Raw genomic sequence first — 25,839 nt, 5'->3', positions numbered from 1 at the left:
TTAGCTGTTTATTGTATTTCATCCATCAAAGTAACTCAGGTTAGTATCATATATTTCATTCATTTATATAATAATATTTTATTTGTATATTAATTATTAAAGAATATTCAATACAAGCTAATATTTCTCACCTAGTACATGGCCATGCATAGTACCTTTCCCGTATAGGTACTGTAAAGGTTAAAATCTCCCCTACTCAGGGTCAACAAATTGTAAACATTATGAATCTTGAAAACACATTAGTGCAAATGCGAAAGGGTATTCTTGAATACTGCATTATGCACATAATCTCGCGAGGAGAAGTGTACGCTTCCGATATGCTGGAAGAACTTACCTCTGTAAAAATTATGGTGGTTGAGGGCACACTCTATCCGCTGCTCACAAGGCTGCGGAAAGCAGGGCTCGTAGAATATAAATGGGTGGAGTCCAATAGTGGCCCGCCAAGAAAATATTACACGCTTACAGATGCAGGAAACGACTTTTTACTAAACTTAGATGCTACATGGAAAGATCTGGTCAATTCAACTGAGAAAATCACCTCTTTTAAAAACTAGTTCCAATCAGATCTAATCCTAAATATTAAAACACAATACAATGAAAAAGAATATAAGTATCAATATAAGCGGCATCATATTTCACATCGAGGAAGATGCTTTTGATAGACTTAAAGCCTATTTGGATAGTATCAATAGGTATTTTTCAACTTTCGATGATAGCCAGGAGATTATAGCTGATATAGAAAGCAGAATAGCAGAAATATTTCTTTCTAAGCTGAGTGAAGACAAGCAGGTTATCACCACTGAAGATGTAGAGGGGCTGATAGCCACCATGGGTAGCATCAGTGATTTTCAGGCAGTTGAAGATCCGGAGTTAGGTGATAGCACTGGCGGGGAGCAGCAAAGTAAAAGCCGTGGTTCCGAAAAAACATATACCAATGGTAGCAAAAAACTATTCCGGGATGAAAAAAGGAAGATTGTTGGCGGTGTGTGCGCTGGTATAGCTCATTACTTCAGTATAGATGCACTGTGGGTAAGACTACTTTTCACCATCATACTACTTGGTAGTGCAGGATTTATCTTAATCGCCTACTTTGCAATGTGGGCAGTTATACCGGGAAGTGATCAACTTCCGGAAGATAAGAAACTCAAGAAAATGTTTCGGGATTCCGAACATAAGGCCTTGGGTGGTGTGGCAGCAGGTATTGCCAACTACTTTGGGGTAGATATAGTCATCATCCGGGTGTTGTTTGTCATCTCGATGTTTCTCGGTGGTTTTGGGTTTATCACTTACATCATCCTCTGGATAATTCTACCAGAGGCTAAAACTATTAGTGACAAAGTGCAAATGAAGGGTGATCCTATCACTTTAACCAATATTGAAAGTAATATAAAGCAGAGTCTCAATGTAAAAGAAGATTCTGATGAGAGCGTATTTGTTAAAATATTATTATTCCCGTTCAGGTTAATAGCCATAGTTATAGATGCATTATCTAAAGCACTTGGGCCAATTTTCAGACTTCTTGTTGACTTTATAAGAATAATAGTTGGTGCATCATTCGTGTTTGGAGGCATAATGAGCATTCTGGCTTTAATTATAGCTGTAGGTGTTATTATCGGCCTTTTCTCTTCCGATTTAATTAGGATTGGCAATCTAAACTTTGGTGATTTGGGCTTGCCTCTTGACATATTTAGCAGCGGTATTCCAAGCTTTACTTTGCTTGCAGCATTCTTTGTAGTAACTATTCCAAGTTTCTTACTAATTATGCTAGGTGCTTCACTAATAGCCAAAAAGATAGTTTTTTCTTCAAATACTGGCTGGACAGTTTTTGCCATATTCATGATCAGTGCTGTGGTACTTGCCATCAATGTTCCTACAATAGTGTATAGCTTCAAAGAAGATGGGGCATATGAAAAAGAAATGACTTTCAATGCTACCGATAAAACCACATATCTTAAACTAAGGGATGTAGGTCTTGATGAATATGAAGGAGCCAACCTTAAAATAAGAGGTTATGATGGGGATGAGATCAAACTGGTTCAAGTATTCGAGGCACAAGGCAGAGACAGACGAGAAGCTGAAAAGAATGCTCAGATGGTTACTTACAATGTGGAAGCTAAAGACTCTGCAATCTACTTTGATTCTAACATAGAATTTGAGAAAGATGCAATATTCAGGGCACAGCGTCTGCATATGACATTGTATATTCCTTATGGCACTAAATTCACTATGGATGATGACTTAAGGTACATCCTCAACAACAACTGGTGGTACGGCTATAGAAGCTCCATGATAGAAGACAATGTGTGGACTTTTACCAATGACGGCTTAAAATGTCTTACTTGTCCAGAAGAAGAACGTGAGGATAGTGTTGATGAGGAATATCAATATGAAAGGGAAGAATTAGACAACGATGAGCGAGAAGTGTCAGCTATTAGTTCAGGTGATTTCGATAAAAGTTATGACTTTGACCCATTCGATGAAATTGACATTAAAGGTGCCTACATTGTAAATATTGAAAAAAGTGACTCTTATAGAGTGCTTGTAAAAGGACGGTCGAGATATTTAGATGACCTTGATATTAGACAAGACAATGACAGGTTAAGAATCAGCCATAAAGATCTCGATAGAATGGAAGACTTTAACTTTTCAAGAAATGATATAGAAATTACCATTCTTACACCTAATATCAAATACGTTGAGCTTGTAGGTGCGACTAAAGGCTATATTTCAAAGTTTGACCTTGATGATGTTAAGTTTGATTTAATGGGTGCCTCTTCTATGAAAGCAGATATTACCGCTAATGAAATAGAAATTGATTTAACAGGAGCCTCTAATATGGAGCTTCGCGGCAAAGGTCGTTTGCTTGTTGCTGATGTTATAGGTGCCTCTCACCTTGACGCTTATAGTTTTAAAGTGGATGATGCCCGATTGGAAGCTACTGGTGTATCATCAATAAAAGCTTATGTTACCGATAATGTGCGCATGGATGAATCATTTATCAGCAATATTAAATTAAGGGGTGGCGCAAGGGTTAGCTCAGACTTCTAGGACTCAACATCAATTCTCAATAACAACACTCCAAAGCCGTTCATTAATTTAGAACGGCTTTTTTCATTATCGTAAATTTTTAATTATCCTTATATTCGCAATGGAATGAATTCCTCAATTAACACTATGGCCAATACTGAGTTAATCAAACAACTTACTGAGCTTGCTGATCGCAATCCTGAGAACCTGTATGAATTGTCTTTAAAAGCAGTTAGCAATCACCCTGAGTATCATGAAAAACTAAAAGATGCTCAACGCAGACTGCAACTTGCCAAGGTCAGAGAGCTTATGGATGACTATCAGATAAAGCTTGCCTATCGTGTTACCGTTAGGAATCTCATCAAAGAGCTTGAAGATAAATAACAACCCCCTCCTATTATTCCGAAAAAAGCAGGAAATTTAATTCAATATCCGATGCAACCTTGTTAATCAATTTTGCATCTGATAGTTGTACGGATTTAAATGAAACTGAAAATTCACCAAACTGACGAAGAGGCGCTAATAGGCCAATGCCACAAATTCGACAGGCAAGCACAAAAAGCATTGTACGAGAAGTACGCTGCCAAAATGTTTGCTGTATGTCTCCGCTATGTCAAAGAACCAACAGAGGCCGAAGATGTAGCAATCACCGCCTTCGTGAAAATCTTCGAAAAAATTGATCAGTTTAAAGGTGAAGGAAGTTTTGAAGGGTGGATAAGACGGATAATGGTAAACGAATCATTAACCTATATCAGAAAGAACAAAAGCATGTACCTGGAGGTAGATATTGAAATGGCAGACCGGGAACCGGACTATGGTTCATTAAACAATCAGCTTGAAGCTGATGACCTTATGAAACTGGTTCAGGAGCTTCCAACAGGATACAGAACGGTGTTTAACCTTTACGCCATTGAAGGGTACTCGCACAAAGAAATAGCTGACGAGTTAGGAATAAGCGAAAATACTTCCAAATCGCAGCTTAGCAGAGCAAGGGCTTTGCTACAAAAGCAACTTCTGGAAACAGAAGTTATTTTAAAAGAAAAAATAAAATAGTCATGAGCAACAAAGAGCTTGATAACTTATTTAAAAATAAACTTGAGGATTTTGAGAAATCACCAGCCTCCAGTTTATGGGATAGAATTGACGAAAAGATAGAGCAGCCAAAAAAGCGTAGTCCTTGGATATACCTAAGCATTGCCGCCTCGCTTCTACTTTTGATGTCATTGTCATACATGTTCTTAAAAAATGATATTGTGACTACTGACAGTCAACAGGTAATAGCTTCTGAGAATACTGAAACTGCCATCAATGCTAATGATGCGGTAGCAGTTGAAGAGGCAATTACTGAGCCCTCTGAAACTGAACCAGAGGCAGTACAAAATAGTGTAAAGGAAGAGGTTATAGAGCAAAGTAAAGAGGCACAAAAACCCACTACTACCAAGAAAAAAGAATTTATTCAATTACCTCCTGCTAGTGAACTCACGGCCTCTAATAACACAAAAGATGCTAAAGAAGAAATCAAAACGCTTGACAATAAAGATGAAGTAGTTGATTTAAAAATTGATGAATTAACATCAAATACTACAGCTGTAGCTCAAATTTCTACACCTGATGCAACCATTCCAGAAACATCGGCATCTGAAGTAAAGAAGAGCAAAGGCGGCCAAACACTGGTTTTTGATATTAGTCAATTTGAGGATAGCAAAACCACGGTAGCAGCTACTGACACAGATAAAAAAGAATCAAAATTGTTACAGATATTCAACAAAGCAAAAGAGTTAAAGCAAGGTGAAGGTGGCCTTGGAGAAATTAGAGCCGCTAAAAATAACATACTTGCTTTTAATGGGAAGAAAGAAGGAAAATAATGATCAGAACCCTTAAATATCAACTTATACTCATCCTTGCGCTTTGCCTGGCGGTAATGGAAGGCTTTGCACAGCAAAAGACAGATACACTCATTGTCAATGTTGGAAAGAGCAAGATTATCTTCCTGATTGAAGATAAAGCAGATCTTGAGCAAATGGAAAAGTATGATCTTAATGAGATTCTTCAAAGCCTGAAGATGAAGCTCAATGGTGACTCCACTTTAGTAAGTGACAATGGCTCAGAAGAAACAGTCATTGGAGATACAACTGTAGTGGTTGAAAACAACAATGATGATGATTACAATTACTCAGATGATAGCTACTCCAATGATGATTACAAAGCTTCTGATAACCGATGGAGAAATGAAGAGCGGTATAGAAGTCGGGGAACCCGCAACATGATCAACTTTGATTTTGGAACAAACAACTACCTAAATGGTGATGGTAAGTTTGCTGACGAGGACAATGAAGCTTATGCAGTTCGCCCCTGGGGGTCATGGTACTTCGGTATCAACTCAATATATCAGACAAGTTTGGCGAAAAGGTTTTATATAGAATGGGGACCTGGCATCAGCTGGTACAATTTTAAGTTTCAGAATAGCCGTACACGCATTACTGAAATTGGCGACCAGACCATCTTCCTTGAAGACCCGGATATGGAAGTTGACTATAAAAAAAGTAAACTAACTGCCACGTTTATAAATTTCACTGCTGTGCCAATGGTCAATTTTGGCAACCCAAAAAGAAGAAGCAGAAACTTTAAAAATTGGGATGAAATAAACTTCGGTCAGCCAGATGCTGGATTCAGAATCGGTGTTGGTGGCTATGCCGGCTATAGGTTAGGGAGCCACGCTAAAGTAAAATATAAAGGTGGCAAAAAAGATAAGGACAGGGACAATTTCAACCTTACCAATTTGCGCTATGGCGTCAGGTTGCAAATGGGATTCAGGGGCACGGACTTGTTTTTTAATTATGATTTAAATGAACTATTCGCTGAAGATAAAGGGCCTAAGTTAAATGCCTTCAGTTTCGGAATAATCTTGTAACAACTAACAACATATTATAACTATTTGGCATCTCAAAATGAGGTGTAGCGCTAAAATTATGTCTAAAATTTAAACTCAAAAGAAAATGAAAAGGTCAAAATTACTTATGGTAGCAGTCTTATTATTTACGGTGATGTCGTCTGCAATAGCACAAGATGATGATACTACTATTAAAGAAAAGAAAAGAAAGTACAACTACGGCACACGTCATAACTTTCAGGTTGATCTGGGCATCAACAACTGGTTAGAAGACGAAAAGTTTCCCAATGACAACAATGAGCTGTATGCCGTACGTCCTTGGGGCTCATGGTATGTAGGCTTAAATGCCAATAACGATACTCATATAGCCGGTCCTTTACATATCGAGTGGGGTTTTGGCGTAAGCTGGTACAATTTCAAATTTGAAAATGAAGCTACCAGAATTGAAGAAGGGCCAGATGCCGTGATATTTACTGAAGCTCCGGCAGATGTCGATTCCAAGAAAAGTAAGCTAACTGCCTCATATGTAAATGCCAGCTTTGTGCCTATGATTAAGTTAGGCAGCAGCCATAGAGGCCACAGACACAGACGTGGTTGGGACTGGGATGGATTTGGAAGACATGCTGGTGGTTTGAGATTCGGTGTTGGTGGTTATGCAGGTTATAAAATTGCAAGTCATGCTAAAACAGTGATAGATGATAGAAATAAAGACCGTGACCATGACGGCTTCTACCTTAACAATGTCCGATACGGTGTAAGGGTGCAGGTAGGCTTCAGAGGTATGGATCTGTTTGCTACCTATGACTTAAACGAAATGTTCGTAGAAGACAAAGGACCAAAGTTGAATGCCTTTAGCTTCGGGATAACTATCTAATAACAACAACTCACAACTCGGAAAGGAGTGCTTTTAAGTACTCCTTTTTTTTATTTAATAGAACCTGTTAAAGCCAAAACCCCAATTCCAATCAAAATAAATGGTACGGTTGATACCCAACCCATACCCCACAGATAAAAAACCATAAATAATCCAGAGCAAAGAAAGATTACTCCGAGAATATTACTCAAGGTTAACATTTTAACCCAACTCAGCCCCTGCCCCTCTTTCTCCCTATCATATGCCTCAAGTAGTATGATTACTGATTTTATAATTTCGGGATCGTCACAATTAGCTTCTAGAAAACTAGATATTGATCTTATTGTTTCACCGTGATCTCTCATCCAGATCACATCCTTAAGTAATGCTTCCTTACTTTTCAAAGTCTTAATCTTTATTAATCATTAATTATTTGATGATAAATCTAACCAAATATTCAAATTGATCAATAGCAAATTCACGTTGTATATCTTTGAGTCACATGGAAAAAATATTTGATGTTATAATAATTGGTGGTGGGCAAAGTGGATTAGCTACTGCCTATTTTATGAGAAGGACTAAGCTTGACTATTTAGTTCTTGACGATCAAAATCAAGCTGGTGGTGCCTGGCTCCATGGCTGGGAATCGTTAAGGTTATTTTCTCCTGCAGAACATAGCTCTTTACCAGGGTGGCTCATGCCAAAATCAGAGCAAGAATATCCAGGAAGGACACATGTAATCAACTACCTCAAACAATATGAGGACAGGTATAACGTGCCTGTTGAGCGCCCAGTAAAAGTAGAAAATGTCACTAAAGAAGATGGTATATTCTCCTTAAATACTAACAAGGGCAACTATAAGTGCAAGGTGCTTATCAGCGCTACAGGCAGCTGGCAAAAGCCTTTTATTCCTGATTATCCAGATTTTAAATTATTCAAAGGCACTTCTATGCACTCCGCCAGATATAGAAATGCAGAAGCTTTGGAAGGCAAGAAAGTATTGATTGTTGGTGGCGGCAACTCAGGTGCACAAATCCTTGCTGACGTAAGCAAAGTTGCTAATACAACCTGGGTTACACTCCAGGAGCCCAAGTTTCTACCTGATGAAGTTGACGGGCGCTATTTGTTTGAATTTGCCACGAAGCAATATAAGGCTAAACTTGAAGGCCGTGATATCCAACCAGTGGGATCACTAGGCGATGTTGTAATGGTTGACACTGTTAAAGAAGCCAGGGAAAGAAACGTTCTAAAAAGCAGAAGGCCGTTTAAATCATTCTATGAAAATGGTGTTATCTGGACTGATGGAAGTAAAGAAGAATTTGATGCAGTTATATGGTGCACTGGCTTCAAACCCGCGCTAGATCACTTAAAAGGATTGGGGCTATCCACTGATGAGAAACCCAAAACCCAATCTACCAGGTCTATTGACATAGAAGGTCTCTGGTTTGTAGGTTATGGTAGCTGGACGGGCTATGCTTCGGCCACACTTATTGGTGTAGGTCGCACAGCAAGACAAACCGCTCAGGAAGTGGCGGAATATTTTACAGCTTAAACTTCCTTATCCAACAAATCTGTAACCACCCAGTACCTTGGATCATCAATTGAAGTTTCTATTACTTCTTCAAACCCCGGGTTGGCCTTAAGTAAAAGCTTTTTACACTCAGGGCTCAAGTGTGTCAACTTCACCGATTTACCCAGATCAAGGTATTTATTGGCAATGTTGCGAACGGCCTCAATGCCTGAGTGGTCTGTAACTTTTGACTCAATAAAGTCAATTTCAATTTTCTCAGGATCTGTAGCAGCATCAAATTTTTGATTGAAATTCTGAACAGAACCAAAAAACAAAGGCCCCCAGATTTCATAAACTTTGGTACCATCTTCCTTGATACTTTTACGGGCACGAATCATAGTAGCATTTTTCCATGCAAATACGAGAGCAGAAATAACAACACCTGAAAGCACAGCAATTGCCAAATCCTGCCATACTGTTATTGCTGATACTACTACCAATACAAAAGCATCAGATTTGGGTATTTTATTGATTACTCTAAAACTACTCCATGCGAATGTGCCTATCACCACCATGAACATCACACCTACCAAAGCCGCAATTGGAATTTGCTCAATCAGTGGAGCACCAAATAACACAAAGCATAATAATGCAATAGCAGCAACAACACCTGACAACCTTCCTCTACCTCCAGAATTTATATTAATAATAGACTGACCGATCATGGCACAGCCACCCATTCCACCAAAAAGACCATTTAATATATTCGCACCACCCTGAGCGACACATTCCCTATTTCCACTACCACGAGTATCGGTCATCTCGTCAATCAAGTTCAAAGTCATCAATGACTCAATTAAACCAACTGCAGCCAATAAAAATGCTGTAGATATGATCAAGCCCCAATGGCCGTTCAGTGTATCCAACAAACCGAAGATTTGAAATTGGAAGGTTGGCAATCCACCCTCAAGACCTTCTCCTCCTCCATTTTTAATGAAAGATCCCACTGTACTCACGTCTATTCCACCTAAAATGGTGATGGCCGCTACAACAATAATTGCCGTTAAAGCTGCAGGTATCTTTTTCGTAAGTTTTGGCAAACCAAACATTACACCCATGGTAAGTCCAACAAAACCAATCATTGTCCACAGGTCAGCTCCCTGAAGCCACTGTACCTCACCATTAACATTCTCTTTAAAAAGACCCAACTGTGATAAGAAGATCACGATCGCCAAACCATTCACAAAGCCCATCATAACGGGATGTGGTATAAGTCTTACGAACTTACCAAGTCTCAAAACGCCAGCACTTATTTGTATACCACCAACTATCAGAAGCGTAATAAATAGCCACTGCAACCCAAGATTATCTACAGGGTTAGCCAGATTTTCACCAACAATATTTCCTTGCTGAATCATGTGCACCATAACTACAGCCATTGCTCCTGTCGCTCCAGATATCATACCCGGTCTACCACCAAATAACGCTGTAATAAGCCCCATCATAAAGGCTCCATAAAGCCCTACCAACGGATCGATACCAGCCACAAAGGCAAAGGCTACCGCTTCAGGAACCAAGGCAAGTGCTACAGTAAGACCTGAAAGAACATCGTTTTTAGGATTAAAAGTGAAGCTGTGGAATATTTTACGCATGGCTCAATTATTTTAAAAAGGGCGCAAATATAGCCCTAATTATAGCCAATTGACAGTGTTGATAATCTTTATTATTATTCAAACGTTTGCCTTTTCGGAAGCATGATGTTATCGGGTAAATTAAGTGTACCTTTGCATCTCATAAGAAATGACTCTATTAATAAATTGTCGTTTCACAAACAATTTATATGTCATTTAATAATCTGGGGTTGTCCGATGCCCTGCTAAAAGCAATTAGCGAAAAAGGATACAAAACCCCCTCTCCTATACAATCGAAAGCCATACCAGTAGTTTTACAGGGAAAGGATTTATTGGCATCAGCACAAACAGGAACCGGTAAGACCGCAGGTTTTGCGCTGCCTATGTTGCAAAACCTAAGTGCCAAGCAATATACAGGAAGAAGGAAAGTAAGGGCCTTAATATTAACCCCAACCCGCGAGCTTGCTGCTCAGGTGTTTGAAGATGTAAAATATTATGGCAGTTATTTAAACCTAAAATCGGCTGTGATATTCGGTGGTGTCAATCAAAATCCACAGGTCAATGCTATTAGAAGTGGTGTTGATGTTTTGGTGGCCACTCCTGGAAGGCTCATTGATTTGAACAGTCAGAATTTACTTTCATTAAGTGATATCGAAGTACTTGTGCTTGATGAGGCTGACAGAATGTTGGACATGGGGTTCTTAAGAGACATCAAAAGGATCTTGAGCCTAATTCCAGCAAAGAGGCAGAATCTGCTTTTTTCAGCAACATTTTCTAAAGAAATAAGAGAGCTGGCCAATGGTTTATTGCGCAACCCAGTTTCTGTTGAAGCAACTCCAGAAAATACTACTGTCGAAAAAATAGACCAATTAGTGTATAGAGTTGATAAAGGCAATAAGAATGAGCTTTTAGTCAAATTGATAAATGAGGGCAGCTGGCAGCAGGTATTGGTGTTTACCCGTACCAAGCACGGTGCCAATAAGCTGAGCGAGAAGCTGTCTAAAAGTAAAATAACTTCAGCAGCCATACATGGTAATAAGAGCCAGGGTGCCCGAACTAAAGCATTGGCCGATTTTAAAAGTGGCAATGTGCGTGTGCTCGTTGCTACCGACATAGCGGCCAGGGGCTTAGATATTCCATTATTACCGCATGTAATCAACTATGAGTTGCCTAACATAGCTGAAGACTATGTACACAGAATAGGCCGTACTGGCCGTGCTGGTGCTGACGGACAGGCTATTTCATTGGTGTGTATCGATGAAGTAGATTATTTGAGTGATATTCAAAAGTTAATTGGCATTAGAATACCATCAGAAATTGTAGAAGGATTCGAGCCAAACAACATTCCTTCTGAGCCTAAAAAGAACAATGGTAGAGGCGGCAACTCAAGAAATAACAACTCTTCCAGAAATTCAAACTCCAGAAACTCCAATAGTGGAAAGCGACCAAGAACCGAGGGTGCCAAAAAGAAGAATTTTAATAGATCCTCAAGATCTAGATAATGATAAGAGAAGTTGTCTAAAAAGTATTAGGACTTCGTCTTTGCGAGGAACCGAAGCAATCTCATAGTTGTCTTCGAGTCCTTAGAAGAGATTGCGATCCGCCAGCTGGCGGATCGCAATGACGCTTAACTTTTGAGACACCTCCTTTATTAGTTACGCTGTTTTCCAAGTCACTTCACTACTTCATATTTAACTACAGCAGCGTTAGGCCATTTGGCTATATCAATGATTTGAACCAGCTCATAATTGCTATTGTACTTGCTCACCGCATCCTGATAATAGATATCTATAATTTCGTCATTATCACTATCTCCTTTTACCAATAACTTCGATTCAATCTCATTTTCAGGCGTTAAATCTATAGACAGAATTCCGGATTTTAATTCTTTAGTGGTGTATTTCATGAGGTAAATTTAGGAGTTTTCGATATGTAGAAATATTTACTCGTATTAAAATATTTATCCCTCCATGTCGCGAGCCTTTTCAACTGCAGAAGCAATGATCCCTGCAGGTATTGCCACAATTCCTAAACCCACCATTAGTATTGCAAAAGTAAATATCTTACCACCTACAGTAATAGGATAAATGTCACCATATCCAACTGTAGTTAGTGTGGCAACGGCCCACCATAGTGAGGAAAATATTGAAGAAAAACTTTCCGGCTGGGCTGCATTTTCAAAGTAATAAATACCTACCGCGGAAAGATATAATAGAATACACGTCAATGAGAAGAAAAGAACCAATTCCTGTCTGGCTATTGATAATGCCACCTTCATTCTTCTAATCGTTTTCGAATATCTAAATAGCTTAAACAATCTGAGAAGCCTCAGAGCTCTCAATGACCTTAAATCCAAACCTACTGATAGGTAAAAGGGCAATATTGATAACAGATCAACTAAACCAAAGAAGCTAAAAACGAACTTTAACTTCCTCTCACTCAATACAACTCTGAATAAATATTCGATAGTAAAAATACTAACGGTAATTATTTCAATTGTTCTTAAAAGTCGGGTTGTAGATTCAGTTTTGTTTGGAAGTGTATCAACTGAGAATGTAATAAGTGATATAACAATAAGAACCTGAATGAATATATCAAATATTCTACCTTGCCTTGAATCACTTTCTATTATAATTTTTCGTAATGCTTTCACTATACCTTTATCGCATTTTTTTTTGAATGATGAAACTACAAAAAAAGAAAGGAAAACAGTGTATCTTAAACGAAGCTGGCAACCGCACTACTTGTAGTTCTTCAAGAATAAATTGATAAAATATATCTAACCAATTCAAAACTATTTACTAACTTTATACGTTAGTAACGCAATACGTTTATATTAAATGATTAAATCCTTTGGTGACAAAGAAACTGAACTAATCTGGGAAGGAATTCGCTCGAGAAAGCTTCCTAATGAAATTCAGAATATGGCCAAAAGGAAATTAAGGATGATTAACAATGCTCATGATATTAATGATTTGAGAATACCACCTGCCAATCGATTAGAAAAATTGAAAGGTAACTTAGAGGATTTTCATAGCATAAGAATTAACAAGCAATGGCGAATTATTTTTCAATGGATCAATAATGATGCGTTTGAAGTTGAGATAAAAGACTACCACTAAATGGTGAAAAAAGAATGGAACAGTTAGCAAATATCCACCCAGGAGAAGTTTTAAAAGAGGAGTTTTTAGAACCAATGAACATTTCGGCCTACAGATTGGCTAAGGAAACGTTTATACCACAGACCCGTATTAGCGAGATTTTAAAAGGAAATAGAAGAATCACAGCCGATACAGCCTTAAGGCTTTCGAAATTTTTTGGTACAACTGCTAAATTTTGGCTCGGTCTTCAAGATGACTATGATCTTGAAGAAGAAAGACAAAATAAGGTAGCGATATTAAGTGAAATTAAAAGCGTAACCAGCGCTGCCTGATTACATCTTACAATAAAACAAAAAAGCTAGTCTCAGATTTTACTCTAAAACTAGCTTCATTTTGTGACTGATTTGTGACAAAAAATGCGATTTACCCTTACTCAGATAATATCCTGTATAGTTCAAGATTCAAGTAATAATGATGACCAGACATGGTCTTTTTCTCTAGGATTCCAAGTTCACAGAGTTCGTTTAGATAATTTCTTGCAGTGCCTTCGGCATAGATTTTCGCATCTGTTAAATGGCTCACTTTAGTGAGAGGTTGCGTAAAGATCATTTGTACTAGTTGTTCTGGTTTGCGGATTTTTGTTTCCTCTTGAATTGCTTCTATTATTCCATCTTTAGCTGAGATTATATCATTGATTTTATTGAATGTTAGGTTTGAGGTCACCTCAACCGCTTTGAGCATAAATAATATCCACTTTTCCCATTGGCCTCTTTGTGTAACTCCTGCCAGTAAAGAATAATAGTCATTCTTATGATCGATAATATAACGGCTTAAGAATAAGATAGGAAGATCGAGCAATCCCTTTTGGGTCAATATATTAATATTGAATATTCTTCCTGCACGACCATTTCCATCTCTAAACGGGTGTATCGCTTCAAATTGGTAATGTGCTATAGCCATCTTAATTAATGGATCAATGTTATAGGCCTCATCATCGTTAACGAATTCAATTAAATTCTTCAATTTAGATTCTATTACACCTTTACCCCTGGGAGGTGTGTAAATAGCCGCTCCGGCATTTGGCCCACTTCCACCCTGTTTTATATAAATATTAGCACTAGCTGGTCTTATTCCATCGCTTGTTTGCTTTATCTTACGATAGGTTTGGACAAAATAATCTTCACTAAACTCATTATTTTTTATTAGGTAATCATGCCCCGACCACAATGCTTCTCTGTATCGTAAAACTTCCTTAGGTGCCCCTTTTAGTGCTGTGTCCTCTTCTCTTTCACTATAAGCCTGGTACAACTCATCATCAGTGGTAAATATGTTTTCAATCTCACTTGAAGCTTTAGCTTCTTGCAAACTAATAGTATTAATCAATACTCCTTGATTAGGAATAGCAATTGACCTTCCATGCAAGCGGCCAAGCGCAGCTTTAGTATTGGCCAGTTGCTCCATGATGTTAATTGTACGATAAAGTTTTTCATGAATAGGCAAATCTGGAAGATCATTCCATGGAACGTTCCGATCAGGATTAATTGTAAAAAGTGGCTCTTTCATTTATTGATGTCTGTATTCTAGTAAACATTAAATAATTAAATATTTGATGTTTACTCTAAAGTAGACTATTAAAATGATGCCAACAACTAAGTAGACATTAAATTCAGCGTTTTTTAATGTCTACTTAAAAACAAACATTAAAACCAATCACACAATTCAATAGATTCAGTTAACACCTTTAAAAAGAAACCTCTTTTTCGCTTAAAGAAAGCGTATCTCGAAATGATTAAATATTTTCTCATATTAAGCATCCCGATAAAACAAAAAAAGCTAGTTTCAGATTTAACTCCAAAACTAGCTTCATTTTGTGACCTCGACAGGATTCAAACCTGTAACCTCTTGAGCCGTAATCAAGTGCACTATTCAGTTATGCTACGAGGCCTTTCTTTTAAGGAGTCGCAAAGGTAAATAATTAATTCTCTCAAAAAAAGGTACTTTTTTAAAAAACACTATCTTTGCGCGGCTACAATAAATAGGGCAGATTTAGGTTTATAAAATATGATGAAGAATTTAATAGCAACACTTATACTTTCTACGGTTTCATTATCTGTAATGGCGGAAGGGGTACCACAGCTGAAAGCAGAGCGAGGGCCAATGAAGATTAGAAAAAGACAAGCCAGACCTGATGTTCCAGGACATTTATTGATCGAATTTGGTTTAAACTTATTGCTCAATGATGATCCTGCAATAGAAACAGAAATACTAGGCTCGAGAACTTTGAACTTCTACTATTTGTATGATTTTAGAATAGGAAATTCAAAATTCTACTTCTTGCCAGGAGTTGGTGTTGGACTTGACAGGTATAAGTTTGAAGAAGATGTAACACTAACCAGAGCTATAGATAGCGTGGGTGTAAAATCAGTTGCTTTTAGCAACCTCGATTCAGTAGACGTTAAAAAGTCTATGCTTGTTACTAACTATCTTGACATTCCATTAGAATTAAGATTTTATGGAAATCCTGAAGATCAAAGAAGAAGTTTTAAAGTTGGTGTAGGGTTCAAAGTTGGAATGCTGATGAGCTCGCATACAAAAATAAAGAAGGAAGATGATGGCAACCGTGTAAAGGAAAAAGTAAAAGATTCATTTGAACTTACCAGGTTTAGATATGGAGTAACTGGCAGAATAGGCATTGGAGGTTTCAATGTATTCTACTATCAAAACTTAACACCATTATTTGAAAAAGGCAAAGGCCCGAATATGACAGAAGCCAGCAACATAACAATTGGCCTGTCATTCACAGGATTCTAAAAAGCATAAGAACAAGATAAAAAAAGCCTCCAACGAGGCTTTTTTTATCTTCCTTTGAATTCAGCTTTTCGCTTTTCTAAGAAGGCATTCACTCCTTCTTTATAATCTTCCGTGCTACCCGCTATCTCCTGGCAGTAAGCTTCATAGTCTAACATATCATCAAGTGAACTGTTGCCTGCTTTGTTCAACATTTTCTTCATCATACCTATGGCCTTGGTAGGTGCTGATGCATAATAGTCGGTATAAACTTTGACGGCTTCATCAAGCTCAGCCAATGGAACAACCTTATTGACTAAACCAATTTCAAATGCCTCTTTACCTTTGATTCTGCTACCCATTGTACTCATTTCAAAAGCCTTGGCACTGCCTACCAGACGAGGTAGAAAATATGATGATCCTGAATCCAACACCAAACCAATATTTACAAAAACCTCCACGAGCATAGACTCTTCGGCAGCAACAATAATATCACATGCGAGTGCTAAAGAGCATCCTGCTCCTGCGGCAACGCCATTTAATCTGGCAATAATAGGCTTTGGCATATTTCGCATCGCACGTATTATTGGATTATAGCGCTTATGCAATGAATCAATAAATGATCTCTTTTCCTGGGCTGAAGAGGCTTTCAAATCCTGGCCTGAACAAAACGCTTTTCCCTCACCTGTAATGACAACAACACGTACCAACTCATCCTTGCTGGCTTGCTTTAGCGCATCTTGTAGTTCATAACTCAAACCATCGTTAAAGGCATTAAATACTTCCGGTCTGTTGAGCGTTATTGTGGCCACTCCACCCTTATTCTCATATTTCAAAAATTCAAACATATTCTCAAGTTAATAAATAAATAGCTCCAAAACTGATAGAAAACCCCAAGATAGAACCCCAAAAAGTCTCTTCTAAATCATGCTCATTTAAATACAGCCTGGATGAATTAATAATACCTGCCAATACAATAAAGGCCATTATTGGATAGTACAAATGATTATCAGGATACTTAAAATAAAGCCCTAAAAAGAAGCCCACCAGCCCCCAAGCACCTGCACTGTGCGCACTAATTTTATAGAAAATAGTGATTACCGCCACTAAAAAAATAATTGCTGTAATGGCCAAAAAGATGATAATAAGAGTTCTACCAAGCACCACTTTATTTGCAAACAAATAGGTTGTTAATGCGTAATAAATGGTCACAAAAAAAAATGGCATCAAGCGTTCCTTCCTATTGCTCAATTTAAAACTTGAGATGGAAGAAGTCAATTTCAGCATGCCTATACTTATCAATGGGATAATATAGGTCAAGATGAACACCATTAAAAGGATGGGTATTATCGATGCTTCACTTATAGGCTGAATTACAGATGGGGCGAAATAATAGAGAATAGCCACCAATCCGGTTGCCATTAACAATGGGTGAAACACATAAGAAACTAAATTGGCCAGTCTTTTCTGCACTATAACTCTTTTCTTAATCTGGCCACCGGGATATTCAATTGCTCCCTATACTTGGCTACAGTTCTACGGGCTATATTATATCCTTTGGCATTTAACAACTTCTCCAACTTGTCGTCTGACAAAGGTTTCTTTTTCTCCTCTCCTTCTATCAAAATCTTCAATTCATTCTTCACCTCTCTACTACTCACATCTTCACCCGAGTCTGTGGCAATACCTTCTGAGAAGAAATATTTAAGGGGATAAATTCCAAAATCTGTTTGCACTGCCTTACTATTGGCCACTCTGGATACGGTAGAAATATCCATTTTAATGATTTCAGCAATATCCTTCAAAATCATAGGACGAAGTTTGCTTTCATCGCCTTCCAAAAAATATTCATATTGATAGTCAACAATAGCGCGCATGGTGTTTAGCAAAGTATGCTGGCGCTGTTTTATCGCATCAATAAACCACTTGGCCGCATCAAGCTTTTGCTTTACAAATGAGACAGTATCCTTCAACTTTCGATCGGTTTTATCACTTTTGTCGTACGCCTTCAGCATTTCAGAATATGATCTGCTAATGCGCAACTCAGGAGCATTTCTGGAATTTAGCGACAGCTCCAGTTCACCATTATCGTTGGATAAAATAAAGTCTGGAATGAGGTATTGAGTCCTTGCCATCCCTTCCGAAGAGCCTCCTGGCTTTGGGTTTAATTTACGGATTAGCTCAATAGCATCTTTCACATAATCTTCATCCTCAAGATCAAGCTTCTTCAGTATTTTGCTGTAATGCTTTTTAGTAAACTCTTCAAAGCACTGCTCTATAATAAGCTTTGCAACTATAACATCTACATTCTGATCGTCCGCCCTTCTTTCAAGTTGAAGTGACAAGCACTCCTGTAGATCACGTGCCGCTATGCCAGGAGGATCAAAAGTTTGAATTTTATAAAGGATTTCTTCAACCTCGTCAAGGTCAGTTTCTATATTTTGAGAAAAGGCCAAATCATTGATAATAGCCTCCAGCTCCCTTCTTATATAACCGTCACTTTCTATGCTCCCTATCAGCTGCTTACCAATGTTGTACTGACGGTCATCAAGTTTTAAATACCCTAACTGATTGATTAGTTGCTCGTTAAGGGTTGAATACATGGCAATAGGCATATCTCTGTCCTCGCCATTATCTCCATCGCCTTGCATTTTATAACCACTAAAGTCATCATCACGAAGATAGTCATCTACATCCAGCTCATCGCTCGGAATGTCATCATCTTCAAAATCTTCGGTAGTTTCTTCAGGTTCTTCCTTGCCCTCTTCTAGCGTAGGATTATCCTCTAACTCCTCCTCAACCCGCTGTTCGAGTTCGGCAGTAGGTATTTGCAACAGCTTGATAAATTGTATCTGCTGCGGAGATAATTTCTGTTGTAAACTTTGGGTTAAACCAAGTTTCTGCATGTGTTTTCAACGCTATTTTTTGACCCTAACTAAATTTACGTCAAAGTTATTATATTTCACCTATTCTTTGATAAAAAGCTTTATTTATCGTTTTTTTGCGGTCATTTTTAAAAGAATAAGTGTAACAAAAAAGCATCGTGGAAGCTAAAAAAAGAACGAAAATTATTGATGTATTGGGAAGTACATCAGTTGGAGCGCAAGTAGTGGTAAAAGGTTGGGTAAGAACATTCAGAAACAACCAGTTCATAGCTTTAAATGATGGTTCTACAATAAATAATATTCAGGCTGTTGTTGATTTTACAACCACTGATGAAAAAATACTGAAACGCATTACTACCGGGGCGTGCATATCTGTAATAGGTGAAGTTGTTGAGTCTAAAGGCAAAGGCCAATCAGTTGAAATCAAGGTGAGCCAACTGGAGATATTGGGCGATGCTGATGCTGACAAATATCCCTTACAGCCTAAAAGACACTCTCTTGAATTTTTGAGAGAGATCGCTCATTTAAGGGTAAGAACAAATACTTTCAGTGCTATCTATCGAGTGCGCCATGCTATGATTTTTGCGGTACACAAATTCTTTACTGAGAAGGGCTTTTTTAATATCCACACCCCAATAATCACAGGCAGTGATGCCGAGGGTGCCGGAGAAATGTTTAAGGTGACTAACCTTGACTTAGAAAACCTTCCGAAAACAGAGGAAGGGCATATCGATTTTAAGGAAGATTTCTTTGGCAAGGAAACCAACTTAACTGTTTCCGGGCAGCTTGAAGTTGAGACGGCTTGTATGGCATTGTCTGAAGTTTATACTTTTGGCCCTACTTTCAGGGCTGAAAACTCGAATACCTCCCGGCATCTTGCAGAGTTCTGGATGATTGAGCCGGAAATGGCCTTTTATGACATCATTGACAACATGGATCTTGCTGAGGAATTCTTGAAATACCTTGTGAACTATGCGCTTGACAATTGTAAAGATGATCTCGAGTTTTTGAATAACAGGGCCGTTGAGGAAGACAAGCAGAAACCTCAACAAGAGCGTGCTGAAATGAGTCTTATTGAGCGACTTAAATTTGTTGCAGAAAATGAATTTGTAAGGCTTACTTACACTGAAGCCATTGATATTCTTAAAAATTCAAATCCAAACAAGAAGAAAAAATTCCAATACCTGATCAATGAATGGGGTGCTGACTTGCAATCGGAGCACGAAAGATATCTGGTTGAAAAACATTTCAAAAAGCCTGTTATACTTCGTGACTATCCTAAAGACATCAAGGCATTCTATATGCGCCTAAATGAAGATGAAAAGACTGTAGCCGCTATGGATGTTTTGTTCCCTGGTATTGGGGAAATTATTGGTGGCGCACAGCGTGAAGAAAGGTATGATGTGCTGAAAGCCAAGATCAAGAAGATGGGCATTCCAGAAGAAGACCTTTGGTGGTATATGGACTTAAGAAAATTTGGTTCAGCGCCTCATAGCGGGTTTGGACTTGGATTCGAAAGATTAATGTTGTTCGTTACGGGTATGGGTAATATCAGGGATGTAATACCTTTTCCAAGAACTCCTGATAACGCTGAGTTTTAAAAGGCTCTAAATAAACATCAAGAAAAAACCCTGTTCAGCAATACTGAGACAGGGTTTTTAAATTTCAATTAACCTGTGATTTATCGTTTTAGAAACTTGTAAGTTTCTTTAAATACATTGTTTTCATCCTTGATAGCCAGTAGATAATAACCAGGAGCCAAATCCTTCACTTTTATTCTATAGTTGTTCTCACCAACCAGCTCAGTTTCTACTTCTACAGTATTGCCAATAATGTTATGAACAGTTAACGTGGCATTTTCGAAAGTGGCGTTATTGATTTTTATTTCCAGATAATCCGTAGTTGGGTTAGGAAACAATTTCACCTCATTTTTAACTGATAAAGACTCATTAGAGAATCTGTTCAGCTCGCCAGTATTTTGAGCAAAAGAAACCTGTCCAACACCGGCAATCAATAATGTAATAAGTAGATATTTGGCAAATTTCATTTTTTACTTTTTCTATTCAATAGCAAGAATCAAACCAAAAAATACAATTTTTAAAAACTTGATTCGTTGCAAACACTTTTTCTAAATACGGCTAACAGAAGCAAAAGTTATCGCTACAGGCAGGTTTTCTGAAAAAATACAACGAACCACCTCAAAACTTTAGTCCAAGGTCACTTTAACAAAAAAAGTTAACAATTAGATAACACCTTATGATGTCAATTCCTGATAGGCTGAAGGAATCATATCGATAATGTCGGAAGCAATCATTCCTCTTTCATGGTAAGCATCTGCAGCTATATCTCCAGCCAATCCATGAAGGTAAACGCCAATTTTGGCTGCATCAAGAGGCTGATAACCCTGAGCCACTAATGAGGTGAGCATTCCGAGAAGAACATCTCCGCTTCCCCCCTTGCCCATACCAGGATTGCCGGTAGAGTTAAAATAAACAACACCATCAGCTGAAGCTATGGCCGTGTGTGCCCCTTTTAAAATTACAATCAGATTAAATCTTTTGGCCAATTGTAGGAGCTTATTGAGCTTGTCGAAATCATCAGACCATGAACCTACCAGTCTTTCAAACTCTTTTGGGTGTGGTGTTAATATTGAATTCTCAGGAACCAATTCCAGCAACTCCTGATTTTCAGAAATAATATTTAAGGCATCTGCATCAATAACCAAAGGTTTTGATACTGTTCTAAGTAGCTCACCCAATGCTTTTACGGTGCTCACATGCCTACCAAGACCGGGACCAATTCCGATAGCTGAATATTTTTCAACTTCAGGCATTTCTGAAATATGCCCATCATTAACATCGGGTATTGACATAGCTTCAGGAACTGTGCTTTGCAGGATTTCATTACCTGATCTGGGTACATGAACAGTTAACAGACCAATTCCGGTTCGCAAAGCCGCTTTTGCCGAAAGCACCGCTGCTCCCATTTTTCCATAAGAACCAACTATGAGCAGCCCGTGACCATTTGAACCTTTATGGCTGAACTTAGCTAAAGGTTGAATTAATGGCTGAATGTCATTGCTTTCGAGGTAGTAAAAGTTAGTAGCAGTAGATTCGATAAATTGCTGCGACAACCCAATATCAACAGCCTCCCATTCACCAACAAATTGATGATTTTCAGGAAACATAAACGCCAACTTGGGCAACTGGAAAGTAACAGTGGCATTCGCTTTAATAATTGCCTCACCAGCTGAAGCTTGGTCTGCAAACAACCCTGAGGGAATGTCAACAGAGATGACTGTGTTATCCTGTGCATTAACATACCGAATAACCTCGGCATAATGATCGGCAACAGGCCTGGACAAGCCAGAGCCAAACATCGCATCAATAATAACTGAGCCTGGGTCTATATCTGGAAGATTGTCTTTCAGAACCTGAGGCTTTATATCCATCCTTTCCCAATTCAACTTGAAGTCATTTGACCCTTTTTCAGCGTCTCCTACCACATAGACAGAAACATCATATGCTTTTAATTTTAGAATGCGAGCAATGGCCAGTCCATCTCCACCATTATTACCCGTACCGCTAATCACTGTCACACTTTTTGTGAAAACATTGGCAATAAACCAATCACAAAAAGCCAGTGATGCCCGCTCCATAAGGTCAACAGAGGATATTGGCTCGTGCTTGATGGTGTATTCATCAAGTGCCCGTGTATCGTTAATGCTTAGAATTTTCATTATCTATCGACTTCGCCAAGTACAATATCTATGGAGCCCAAAATAGCAATTAGATCAGCTATCATGCTGCCCTTAGATATATCTGCAATCACCGAAAGGTTAGAAAAGCAGCATGAGCGTGCTTTACAACGGAAAGGCATATCGCTTCGGCCATCAGCTCTGAAATAGAAGCCCAATTCACCTTTAGGGTTCTCAGCCCTGATGTATAAATCCTGAGCTTTAGGCCTTATTTTCTTAGGCACCAGCTCTTGTGGATCAAAATCTCTGGTACGCTTATGTTCATTCTGTAGCTTAACCAAGCATTGCTCAATAATGCTTACCGATTCATGAATCTCACGAACCCTAACATAAGTACGGTCCCAGCAATCACCGAGTGTGCCCATTTGCCCTGAGCCAATTGGAATATTAAAGTCTATTTCAGGATAAACAGAATAGGCATCTACTTTTCTTAGGTCAAACTTAAGTCCTGAGGCCCGAAGCATTGGTCCTGTGACTCCATAGTTGATGGCTAAGTCTAATGGTAGGACTCCAACATTAGCTGTCCTATTTATAAAAATCTTATTATCAGTAACCAGTGTCTCGAGTTCTTTAAGCTTTGGCTTCAAGTATTTAACAAACTCTGCGCAACGGTCTTCAAAACCGATAGGTAAATCATAAAACAATCCACCAATCCAGATGTAATTATACAGCATGCGCGCACCAGAGACCCATTCCAGTAGCCTTTGAATATGCTCCCTGTCTCGCATCATCCAGAAGAAAGGTGTAAAAGCTCCAATATCCATGGCATAGGTGCCAACCGCCACAAAGTGCGAGGCCAGTCTATTTAATTCTGCCACCAGAACCCGGATATATTCTACTCGTTTTGGAATCTTATCTGTAATTCCCAGCATCTTTTCTACCCCCAGCGCATAGGCATGCTCATTATTCATGGCCGCCACATAGTCCATTCTATCTACATAGGGGATAATCTGATTGTAGGGCAATGCCTCGGTATGCTTTTCAAAACAACGGTGCAGATACCCAATGTGCGGAATTACATCTTTGATGATTTCATTATCAGTCAAAACCTCCAATCGTAACACACCATGTGTTGACGGATGCTGTGGGCCGAGATTGACCACCATTTCGTCTGACTTCAGATTAGCTTCAACATACTTATTGGGTTCTGAAGCAATCAGACCACCTTCTTGATATTGATATTGAATTTTACTGGACAAAACTTATTCCCTACCTTCTGGTTGATCTTCTTTATTTAACAAATCTTTGTGCGCGACCGTCATGCCCCTATACTTATCCTGATGCTTGTAATCTTTTCGAAGCGGGTAACCTTCCCAATCTGCTGGCAATAGAATACGCCTCAAGTCAGGATGATCTTTGAAATTAATACCGAACAAATCGTAAGTCTCACGTTCCATCCAGTCGGCAGCACGCCAGATAGAAACCAATGAAGGCACCTCTGGTTGCTCCCTTGATACTTTTAATTTAATGGCAAGGCTTTGCTCGAATGGAATAGAATATAGATTATAAATCACTTCCATAATTCCTGCTTCAGGACCATTGTCTATACCTGTGATGCACGAAAGCATATCGAAATACAGCCGCTCATCTTTATACAGAAATTCAAAAATTGATAGACTTTGATCTACGGCCACTTCTACAACAGTGGGACTCGAAGCTTCTACTACCTCAATAACAGCAGCTTCACCAAAGGTGCTTTTGATCAGTTCAACGATTTGGTTAGTATCAAGCTCAGCCATTTTCCATCATCTTTTCGAGTGCCTTAGGCGCCATCAAACTTTCATTTCTAATCTTCTCTTGCAATTTCAGGAAGCCACCAATTAAAGCCTCTGGCCTCGGAGGGCAACCGGGCACATAAACATCAACCGGAATAATTTTATCTACCCCTTTTACCACGTGATAACCGTGCTCCCAATACGGTCCGCCACAGTTTGAGCACGAACCCATAGAAATAACATATCTAGGTTCGGCCATTTGCTCATAAAGTCTTTTTATTCTATCGGACATTTTAAAAGTGACTGTCCCTGCCACTATCATAATGTCAGCCTGTCTTGGAGAAGCTCTGGGTGCCATACCAAAACGATCCATATCATAAGCTGAAGTACCGGTGCTCATAAACTCTATAGCGCAGCATGCCAGCCCAAATGTCATGGGAAACATAGAAGATAATCTCGCCCAGTTGATGAGATCATCTATTTTGGTGACAATTACACCTCCGCTATTAAATTCTTTATCTAGTAAGCCCACTTTAGTAGTTAGTCTTTAGTAGTTAGTTATTAGTAGTAAGCAGTTGGACATTAGTATTTAAACACCATTGTATCTTACTGGTTTACCATTCTTAATCAACTGTATTTCTTATTAATGTCATCGTACAACTTTGCTGGTACGGGTGACTTAAAATCATTTTTAGGAACTTCAATTTTTGGCCAGTCCAGATGGCCTTTAACCCAAACATATGCTAAGCCCAAAGCAAGAATGCCTATGAATACAAACATTTCAATCAAAGAAAACCATCCCCATAACCCGTCAGTTGCGGCTATTTTCTCCTTATTGCCAAATACCGTAGCCCATGGGAATAGAAATATGATCTCCACCTCAAACAGCAGGAATATCAAAGCTATAATATAAAATCTGGTATTCACCCTACCTCGTGCCGAGCCGATTGGCTCTTCACCACTTTCATAAGTAGTCAACTTCTCAGCATTGGGGCGGGATGGCCTCAATATATAATTAGTGAATAGCCCACCTGCAAGAAAGAGTAACCCCCCAATTATAAAAAGCAATATTTCTCCGTATTCTGACATATGTTATGACCAAATATAACCAATAAGACTGCCTATACCGAACACTTGAATTAAGAAGATATAAGTATAATCTATTGAATCATAATAAGTATCAATTTTACTAATGAAATGTAATTTCGTAAATTTGAAGTATAACAAAAAGGAAAAATATCATGAAAAACGCGGAAATAATTTCAAGACTGAATGTACTGTTAGCAGATTATCAGATCTACTACCAGAACATCCGGGGTTTTCACTGGAACATACAAGGCGAGCACTTTTTTCAGTTGCATGCAAAGTTTGAAGAACTGTACACCGATGCGGCTTTAAAGATAGATGAGATTGCTGAGCGCATATTGACCATAGAAGGTTTGCCATTGCACTCATTTGAAGATTACTTAAAAACATCGACCATTAAAGTGACCAAAAATGTTCATGATGGTGAAACTTCGGTTTCTACTGTAGCCGATAACCTGCAAGAGTTATTGTCACTTGAACGTGAGATCAAAGAACTGGCCGTTAAGGCTGATGATCATGGTACCGAAGACCTGATGTCTGACTTCATAGACCAACAGGAAAAAACCTTGTGGATGATGAAAGCATGGCTTAAATAAA

28 protein-coding genes and 1 tRNA gene are annotated in these 25,839 nt (G+C 38.6%); 14 read left to right on the top strand and 15 right to left on the bottom strand.

The genetic code is table 11. The features are described 5' to 3' along the window. Window positions 1-221: 221 nt before the first annotated feature. From RIB54_RS18145 to RIB54_RS18115, 7 genes are all read left to right on the top strand, one after another. Window positions 222-554: a PadR family transcriptional regulator gene (locus tag RIB54_RS18145; protein WP_350069072.1), complete on the top strand. Its 333-nt coding sequence runs from the start codon at window positions 222-224 to the stop codon at window positions 552-554. 40 nt (window positions 555-594) lie between these two features. Then, window positions 595-3,048, top strand: a complete 2,454-nt coding sequence (locus RIB54_RS18140; protein ID WP_350102218.1) for a PspC domain-containing protein — start codon at window positions 595-597, stop codon at window positions 3,046-3,048. A gap of 105 nt (window positions 3,049-3,153) precedes the next feature. Continuing rightward, a complete protein-coding gene (locus RIB54_RS18135) occupies window positions 3,154-3,411 on the top strand; it encodes a hypothetical protein (RefSeq protein WP_350102216.1) in 258 nt (85 codons plus the stop codon). A 99-nt stretch (window positions 3,412-3,510) separates the two neighbouring features. Then, window positions 3,511-4,080: an RNA polymerase sigma factor gene (locus tag RIB54_RS18130; RefSeq protein WP_350102214.1), complete on the top strand. Its 570-nt coding sequence runs from the start codon at window positions 3,511-3,513 to the stop codon at window positions 4,078-4,080. 2 nt (window positions 4,081-4,082) lie between these two features. Further along, complete coding sequence (locus RIB54_RS18125; RefSeq protein WP_350102213.1) at window positions 4,083-4,892, top strand: hypothetical protein; 810 nt, start codon at window positions 4,083-4,085, stop codon at window positions 4,890-4,892. Beyond that, on the top strand, window positions 4,892-5,938 hold the full coding sequence (locus RIB54_RS18120) for a hypothetical protein (RefSeq protein ID WP_350102212.1): 1,047 nt from the start codon (window positions 4,892-4,894) through the stop codon (window positions 5,936-5,938). Before RIB54_RS18125 ends, RIB54_RS18120 begins: the two co-directional genes overlap by 1 nt. A gap of 85 nt (window positions 5,939-6,023) precedes the next feature. Then, window positions 6,024-6,791 carry a hypothetical protein gene (locus tag RIB54_RS18115; RefSeq protein WP_350102211.1) on the top strand — a complete coding sequence of 256 codons (768 nt, stop codon included), beginning with the start codon at window positions 6,024-6,026 and terminating at the stop codon, window positions 6,789-6,791. Window positions 6,792-6,841: 50 nt separating this feature from the next. On the opposite strand, the gene RIB54_RS18110 is transcribed toward RIB54_RS18115, so the two are convergent. Continuing rightward, window positions 6,842-7,174: a hypothetical protein gene (locus RIB54_RS18110; RefSeq protein ID WP_350102210.1), complete on the bottom strand. Its 333-nt coding sequence runs from the start codon at window positions 7,172-7,174 to the stop codon at window positions 6,842-6,844. A gap of 98 nt (window positions 7,175-7,272) precedes the next feature. Between RIB54_RS18110 and RIB54_RS18105 the strand changes: the two genes are divergently transcribed. Then, window positions 7,273-8,322: an ArsO family NAD(P)H-dependent flavin-containing monooxygenase gene (locus RIB54_RS18105; protein WP_350102209.1), complete on the top strand. Its 1,050-nt coding sequence runs from the start codon at window positions 7,273-7,275 to the stop codon at window positions 8,320-8,322. Here RIB54_RS18105 and RIB54_RS18100 read toward each other — a convergent pair. Continuing rightward, entirely contained in the window at window positions 8,319-9,932 is a 1,614-nt protein-coding gene (locus RIB54_RS18100) for a SulP family inorganic anion transporter (RefSeq protein ID WP_350102208.1), read from the bottom strand. The two genes, RIB54_RS18105 and RIB54_RS18100, sit on opposite strands and share 4 nt — an antisense overlap. Window positions 9,933-10,120: 188 nt before the next feature. On the opposite strand from RIB54_RS18100, the gene RIB54_RS18095 reads away from it, so the two are divergent. Continuing rightward, the gene (locus RIB54_RS18095; protein ID WP_350102207.1) at window positions 10,121-11,413 is read left to right on the top strand and encodes a DEAD/DEAH box helicase; all 1,293 of its coding nucleotides are present in this window, start codon (window positions 10,121-10,123) and stop codon (window positions 11,411-11,413) included. 170 nt (window positions 11,414-11,583) lie between these two features. Here the strand turns inward: RIB54_RS18095 and RIB54_RS18090 are convergent, their stop codons facing one another. After that, a complete protein-coding gene (locus RIB54_RS18090) occupies window positions 11,584-11,817 on the bottom strand; it encodes a hypothetical protein (RefSeq protein WP_350102205.1) in 234 nt (77 codons plus the stop codon). A gap of 54 nt (window positions 11,818-11,871) precedes the next feature. Then, the gene (locus RIB54_RS18085; protein ID WP_350102204.1) at window positions 11,872-12,564 is read right to left on the bottom strand and encodes an ion transporter; all 693 of its coding nucleotides are present in this window, start codon (window positions 12,562-12,564) and stop codon (window positions 11,872-11,874) included. 187 nt (window positions 12,565-12,751) lie between these two features. Between RIB54_RS18085 and RIB54_RS18080 the strand changes: the two genes are divergently transcribed. Together RIB54_RS18080 and RIB54_RS18075 are read left to right on the top strand one after the other, a co-directional pair. Continuing rightward, the gene (locus tag RIB54_RS18080; protein ID WP_350102203.1) at window positions 12,752-13,033 is read left to right on the top strand and encodes a type II toxin-antitoxin system RelE/ParE family toxin; all 282 of its coding nucleotides are present in this window, start codon (window positions 12,752-12,754) and stop codon (window positions 13,031-13,033) included. 14 nt (window positions 13,034-13,047) lie between these two features. Then, window positions 13,048-13,344 carry a HigA family addiction module antitoxin gene (locus RIB54_RS18075; protein WP_350102202.1) on the top strand — a complete coding sequence of 99 codons (297 nt, stop codon included), beginning with the start codon at window positions 13,048-13,050 and terminating at the stop codon, window positions 13,342-13,344. A 97-nt stretch (window positions 13,345-13,441) separates the two neighbouring features. Here RIB54_RS18075 and RIB54_RS18070 read toward each other — a convergent pair whose 3' ends face one another. Both RIB54_RS18070 and RIB54_RS18065 read right to left on the bottom strand, forming a co-directional pair. After that, window positions 13,442-14,575, bottom strand: coding sequence for a Fic family protein (locus tag RIB54_RS18070; protein ID WP_350102201.1), 1,134 nt, complete (start codon window positions 14,573-14,575; stop codon window positions 13,442-13,444). Between the two features lie 308 nt (window positions 14,576-14,883). After that, window positions 14,884-14,957 (bottom strand) — tRNA-Arg (locus RIB54_RS18065). Between the two features lie 116 nt (window positions 14,958-15,073). Here RIB54_RS18065 and RIB54_RS18060 point away from each other — a divergent pair. Continuing rightward, window positions 15,074-15,823, top strand: coding sequence for a porin family protein (locus RIB54_RS18060; protein WP_350102200.1), 750 nt, complete (start codon window positions 15,074-15,076; stop codon window positions 15,821-15,823). Window positions 15,824-15,867: 44 nt separating this feature from the next. On the opposite strand, the gene RIB54_RS18055 is transcribed toward RIB54_RS18060, so the two are convergent. Genes RIB54_RS18055 through rpoN form a run of 3 tightly spaced genes read right to left on the bottom strand, consistent with a single transcriptional unit; the run spans window position 15,868 to window position 18,705 of the window. Next, a complete protein-coding gene (locus tag RIB54_RS18055) occupies window positions 15,868-16,647 on the bottom strand; it encodes an enoyl-CoA hydratase/isomerase family protein (RefSeq protein ID WP_350102199.1) in 780 nt (259 codons plus the stop codon). Window positions 16,648-16,651: 4 nt separating this feature from the next. Then, on the bottom strand, window positions 16,652-17,272 hold the full coding sequence (locus tag RIB54_RS18050) for a PA-phosphatase (protein ID WP_350102198.1): 621 nt from the start codon (window positions 17,270-17,272) through the stop codon (window positions 16,652-16,654). Then, a complete protein-coding gene (gene rpoN / locus RIB54_RS18045; RefSeq protein ID WP_350069020.1) occupies window positions 17,272-18,705 on the bottom strand; it encodes an RNA polymerase factor sigma-54 in 1,434 nt (477 codons plus the stop codon). Before rpoN ends, RIB54_RS18050 begins: the two co-directional genes overlap by 1 nt. A gap of 137 nt (window positions 18,706-18,842) precedes the next feature. Between rpoN and asnS the strand changes: the two genes are divergently transcribed. Next, window positions 18,843-20,285: an asparagine--tRNA ligase gene (gene asnS / locus RIB54_RS18040; RefSeq protein WP_350102197.1), complete on the top strand. Its 1,443-nt coding sequence runs from the start codon at window positions 18,843-18,845 to the stop codon at window positions 20,283-20,285. An 80-nt stretch (window positions 20,286-20,365) separates the two neighbouring features. Here the strand turns inward: asnS and RIB54_RS18035 are convergent, their stop codons facing one another. The 6 genes from RIB54_RS18035 to RIB54_RS18010 form a co-directional block, all read right to left on the bottom strand. Next, window positions 20,366-20,731: a T9SS type A sorting domain-containing protein gene (locus RIB54_RS18035; RefSeq protein ID WP_350069014.1), complete on the bottom strand. Its 366-nt coding sequence runs from the start codon at window positions 20,729-20,731 to the stop codon at window positions 20,366-20,368. A 207-nt stretch (window positions 20,732-20,938) separates the two neighbouring features. Further along, a complete protein-coding gene (locus RIB54_RS18030) occupies window positions 20,939-22,423 on the bottom strand; it encodes an NAD(P)H-hydrate dehydratase (protein WP_350102196.1) in 1,485 nt (494 codons plus the stop codon). Continuing rightward, window positions 22,423-23,640: an NADH-quinone oxidoreductase subunit D gene (locus RIB54_RS18025; protein ID WP_350102195.1), complete on the bottom strand. Its 1,218-nt coding sequence runs from the start codon at window positions 23,638-23,640 to the stop codon at window positions 22,423-22,425. Before RIB54_RS18025 ends, RIB54_RS18030 begins: the two co-directional genes overlap by 1 nt. 3 nt (window positions 23,641-23,643) lie before the next feature. After that, complete coding sequence (locus RIB54_RS18020; protein WP_350102194.1) at window positions 23,644-24,180, bottom strand: NADH-quinone oxidoreductase subunit C; 537 nt, start codon at window positions 24,178-24,180, stop codon at window positions 23,644-23,646. Further along, window positions 24,173-24,688 carry an NADH-quinone oxidoreductase subunit B gene (locus RIB54_RS18015; protein WP_350102193.1) on the bottom strand — a complete coding sequence of 172 codons (516 nt, stop codon included), beginning with the start codon at window positions 24,686-24,688 and terminating at the stop codon, window positions 24,173-24,175. The genes RIB54_RS18020 and RIB54_RS18015 overlap by 8 nt, the downstream gene beginning before the upstream one ends. A 95-nt stretch (window positions 24,689-24,783) precedes the next feature. Beyond that, a complete protein-coding gene (locus tag RIB54_RS18010) occupies window positions 24,784-25,245 on the bottom strand; it encodes an NADH-quinone oxidoreductase subunit A (RefSeq protein WP_350102192.1) in 462 nt (153 codons plus the stop codon). A 152-nt stretch (window positions 25,246-25,397) separates the two neighbouring features. Here RIB54_RS18010 and RIB54_RS18005 point away from each other — a divergent pair, with 152 nt between their 5' ends. Then, window positions 25,398-25,838 (top strand): Dps family protein, encoded by a 441-nt coding sequence (locus RIB54_RS18005; protein ID WP_350102191.1) that lies wholly within the window; start codon window positions 25,398-25,400, stop codon window positions 25,836-25,838. Window position 25,839 lies beyond the last annotated feature (1 nt).

This window comes from Fulvivirga sp. (assembly GCF_040218215.1).
GTDB lineage: Bacteria > Bacteroidota > Bacteroidia > Cytophagales > Cyclobacteriaceae > Fulvivirga.
The sequence above is the reverse complement of the archived record's forward strand: the minus strand, read 5'-3'. Positions and strand labels throughout refer to the sequence as shown.

Bases quoted from the DNA above. Each gene is read 5' to 3' on its own strand.
- RIB54_RS18145 (WP_350069072.1), top strand. From the start codon at position 222: ATGAATCTTGAAAACACATTAGTGCAAATGCGAAAGGGTATTCTTGAA.
- RIB54_RS18140 (WP_350102218.1), top strand. From the start codon at position 595: ATGAAAAAGAATATAAGTATCAATATAAGCGGCATCATATTTCACATC.
- RIB54_RS18135 (WP_350102216.1), top strand. From the start codon at position 3,154: ATGAATTCCTCAATTAACACTATGGCCAATACTGAGTTAATCAAACAA.
- RIB54_RS18130 (WP_350102214.1), top strand. From the start codon at position 3,511: ATGAAACTGAAAATTCACCAAACTGACGAAGAGGCGCTAATAGGCCAA.
- RIB54_RS18125 (WP_350102213.1), top strand. From the start codon at position 4,083: ATGAGCAACAAAGAGCTTGATAACTTATTTAAAAATAAACTTGAGGAT.
- RIB54_RS18120 (WP_350102212.1), top strand. From the start codon at position 4,892: ATGATCAGAACCCTTAAATATCAACTTATACTCATCCTTGCGCTTTGC.
- RIB54_RS18115 (WP_350102211.1), top strand. From the start codon at position 6,024: ATGAAAAGGTCAAAATTACTTATGGTAGCAGTCTTATTATTTACGGTG.
- RIB54_RS18105 (WP_350102209.1), top strand. From the start codon at position 7,273: ATGGAAAAAATATTTGATGTTATAATAATTGGTGGTGGGCAAAGTGGA.
- RIB54_RS18100 (WP_350102208.1), bottom strand. From the start codon at position 9,932: ATGCGTAAAATATTCCACAGCTTCACTTTTAATCCTAAAAACGATGTT.
- RIB54_RS18095 (WP_350102207.1), top strand. From the start codon at position 10,121: ATGTCATTTAATAATCTGGGGTTGTCCGATGCCCTGCTAAAAGCAATT.
- RIB54_RS18090 (WP_350102205.1), bottom strand. From the start codon at position 11,817: ATGAAATACACCACTAAAGAATTAAAATCCGGAATTCTGTCTATAGAT.
- RIB54_RS18080 (WP_350102203.1), top strand. From the start codon at position 12,752: ATGATTAAATCCTTTGGTGACAAAGAAACTGAACTAATCTGGGAAGGA.
- RIB54_RS18075 (WP_350102202.1), top strand. From the start codon at position 13,048: ATGGAACAGTTAGCAAATATCCACCCAGGAGAAGTTTTAAAAGAGGAG.
- RIB54_RS18070 (WP_350102201.1), bottom strand. From the start codon at position 14,575: ATGAAAGAGCCACTTTTTACAATTAATCCTGATCGGAACGTTCCATGG.
- RIB54_RS18060 (WP_350102200.1), top strand. From the start codon at position 15,074: ATGATGAAGAATTTAATAGCAACACTTATACTTTCTACGGTTTCATTA.
- RIB54_RS18055 (WP_350102199.1), bottom strand. From the start codon at position 16,647: ATGTTTGAATTTTTGAAATATGAGAATAAGGGTGGAGTGGCCACAATA.
- rpoN (WP_350069020.1), bottom strand. From the start codon at position 18,705: ATGCAGAAACTTGGTTTAACCCAAAGTTTACAACAGAAATTATCTCCG.
- RIB54_RS18035 (WP_350069014.1), bottom strand. From the start codon at position 20,731: ATGAAATTTGCCAAATATCTACTTATTACATTATTGATTGCCGGTGTT.
- RIB54_RS18030 (WP_350102196.1), bottom strand. From the start codon at position 22,423: ATGAAAATTCTAAGCATTAACGATACACGGGCACTTGATGAATACACC.
- RIB54_RS18020 (WP_350102194.1), bottom strand. From the start codon at position 24,180: ATGGCTGAGCTTGATACTAACCAAATCGTTGAACTGATCAAAAGCACC.
- RIB54_RS18010 (WP_350102192.1), bottom strand. From the start codon at position 25,245: ATGTCAGAATACGGAGAAATATTGCTTTTTATAATTGGGGGGTTACTC.
- RIB54_RS18005 (WP_350102191.1), top strand. From the start codon at position 25,398: ATGAAAAACGCGGAAATAATTTCAAGACTGAATGTACTGTTAGCAGAT.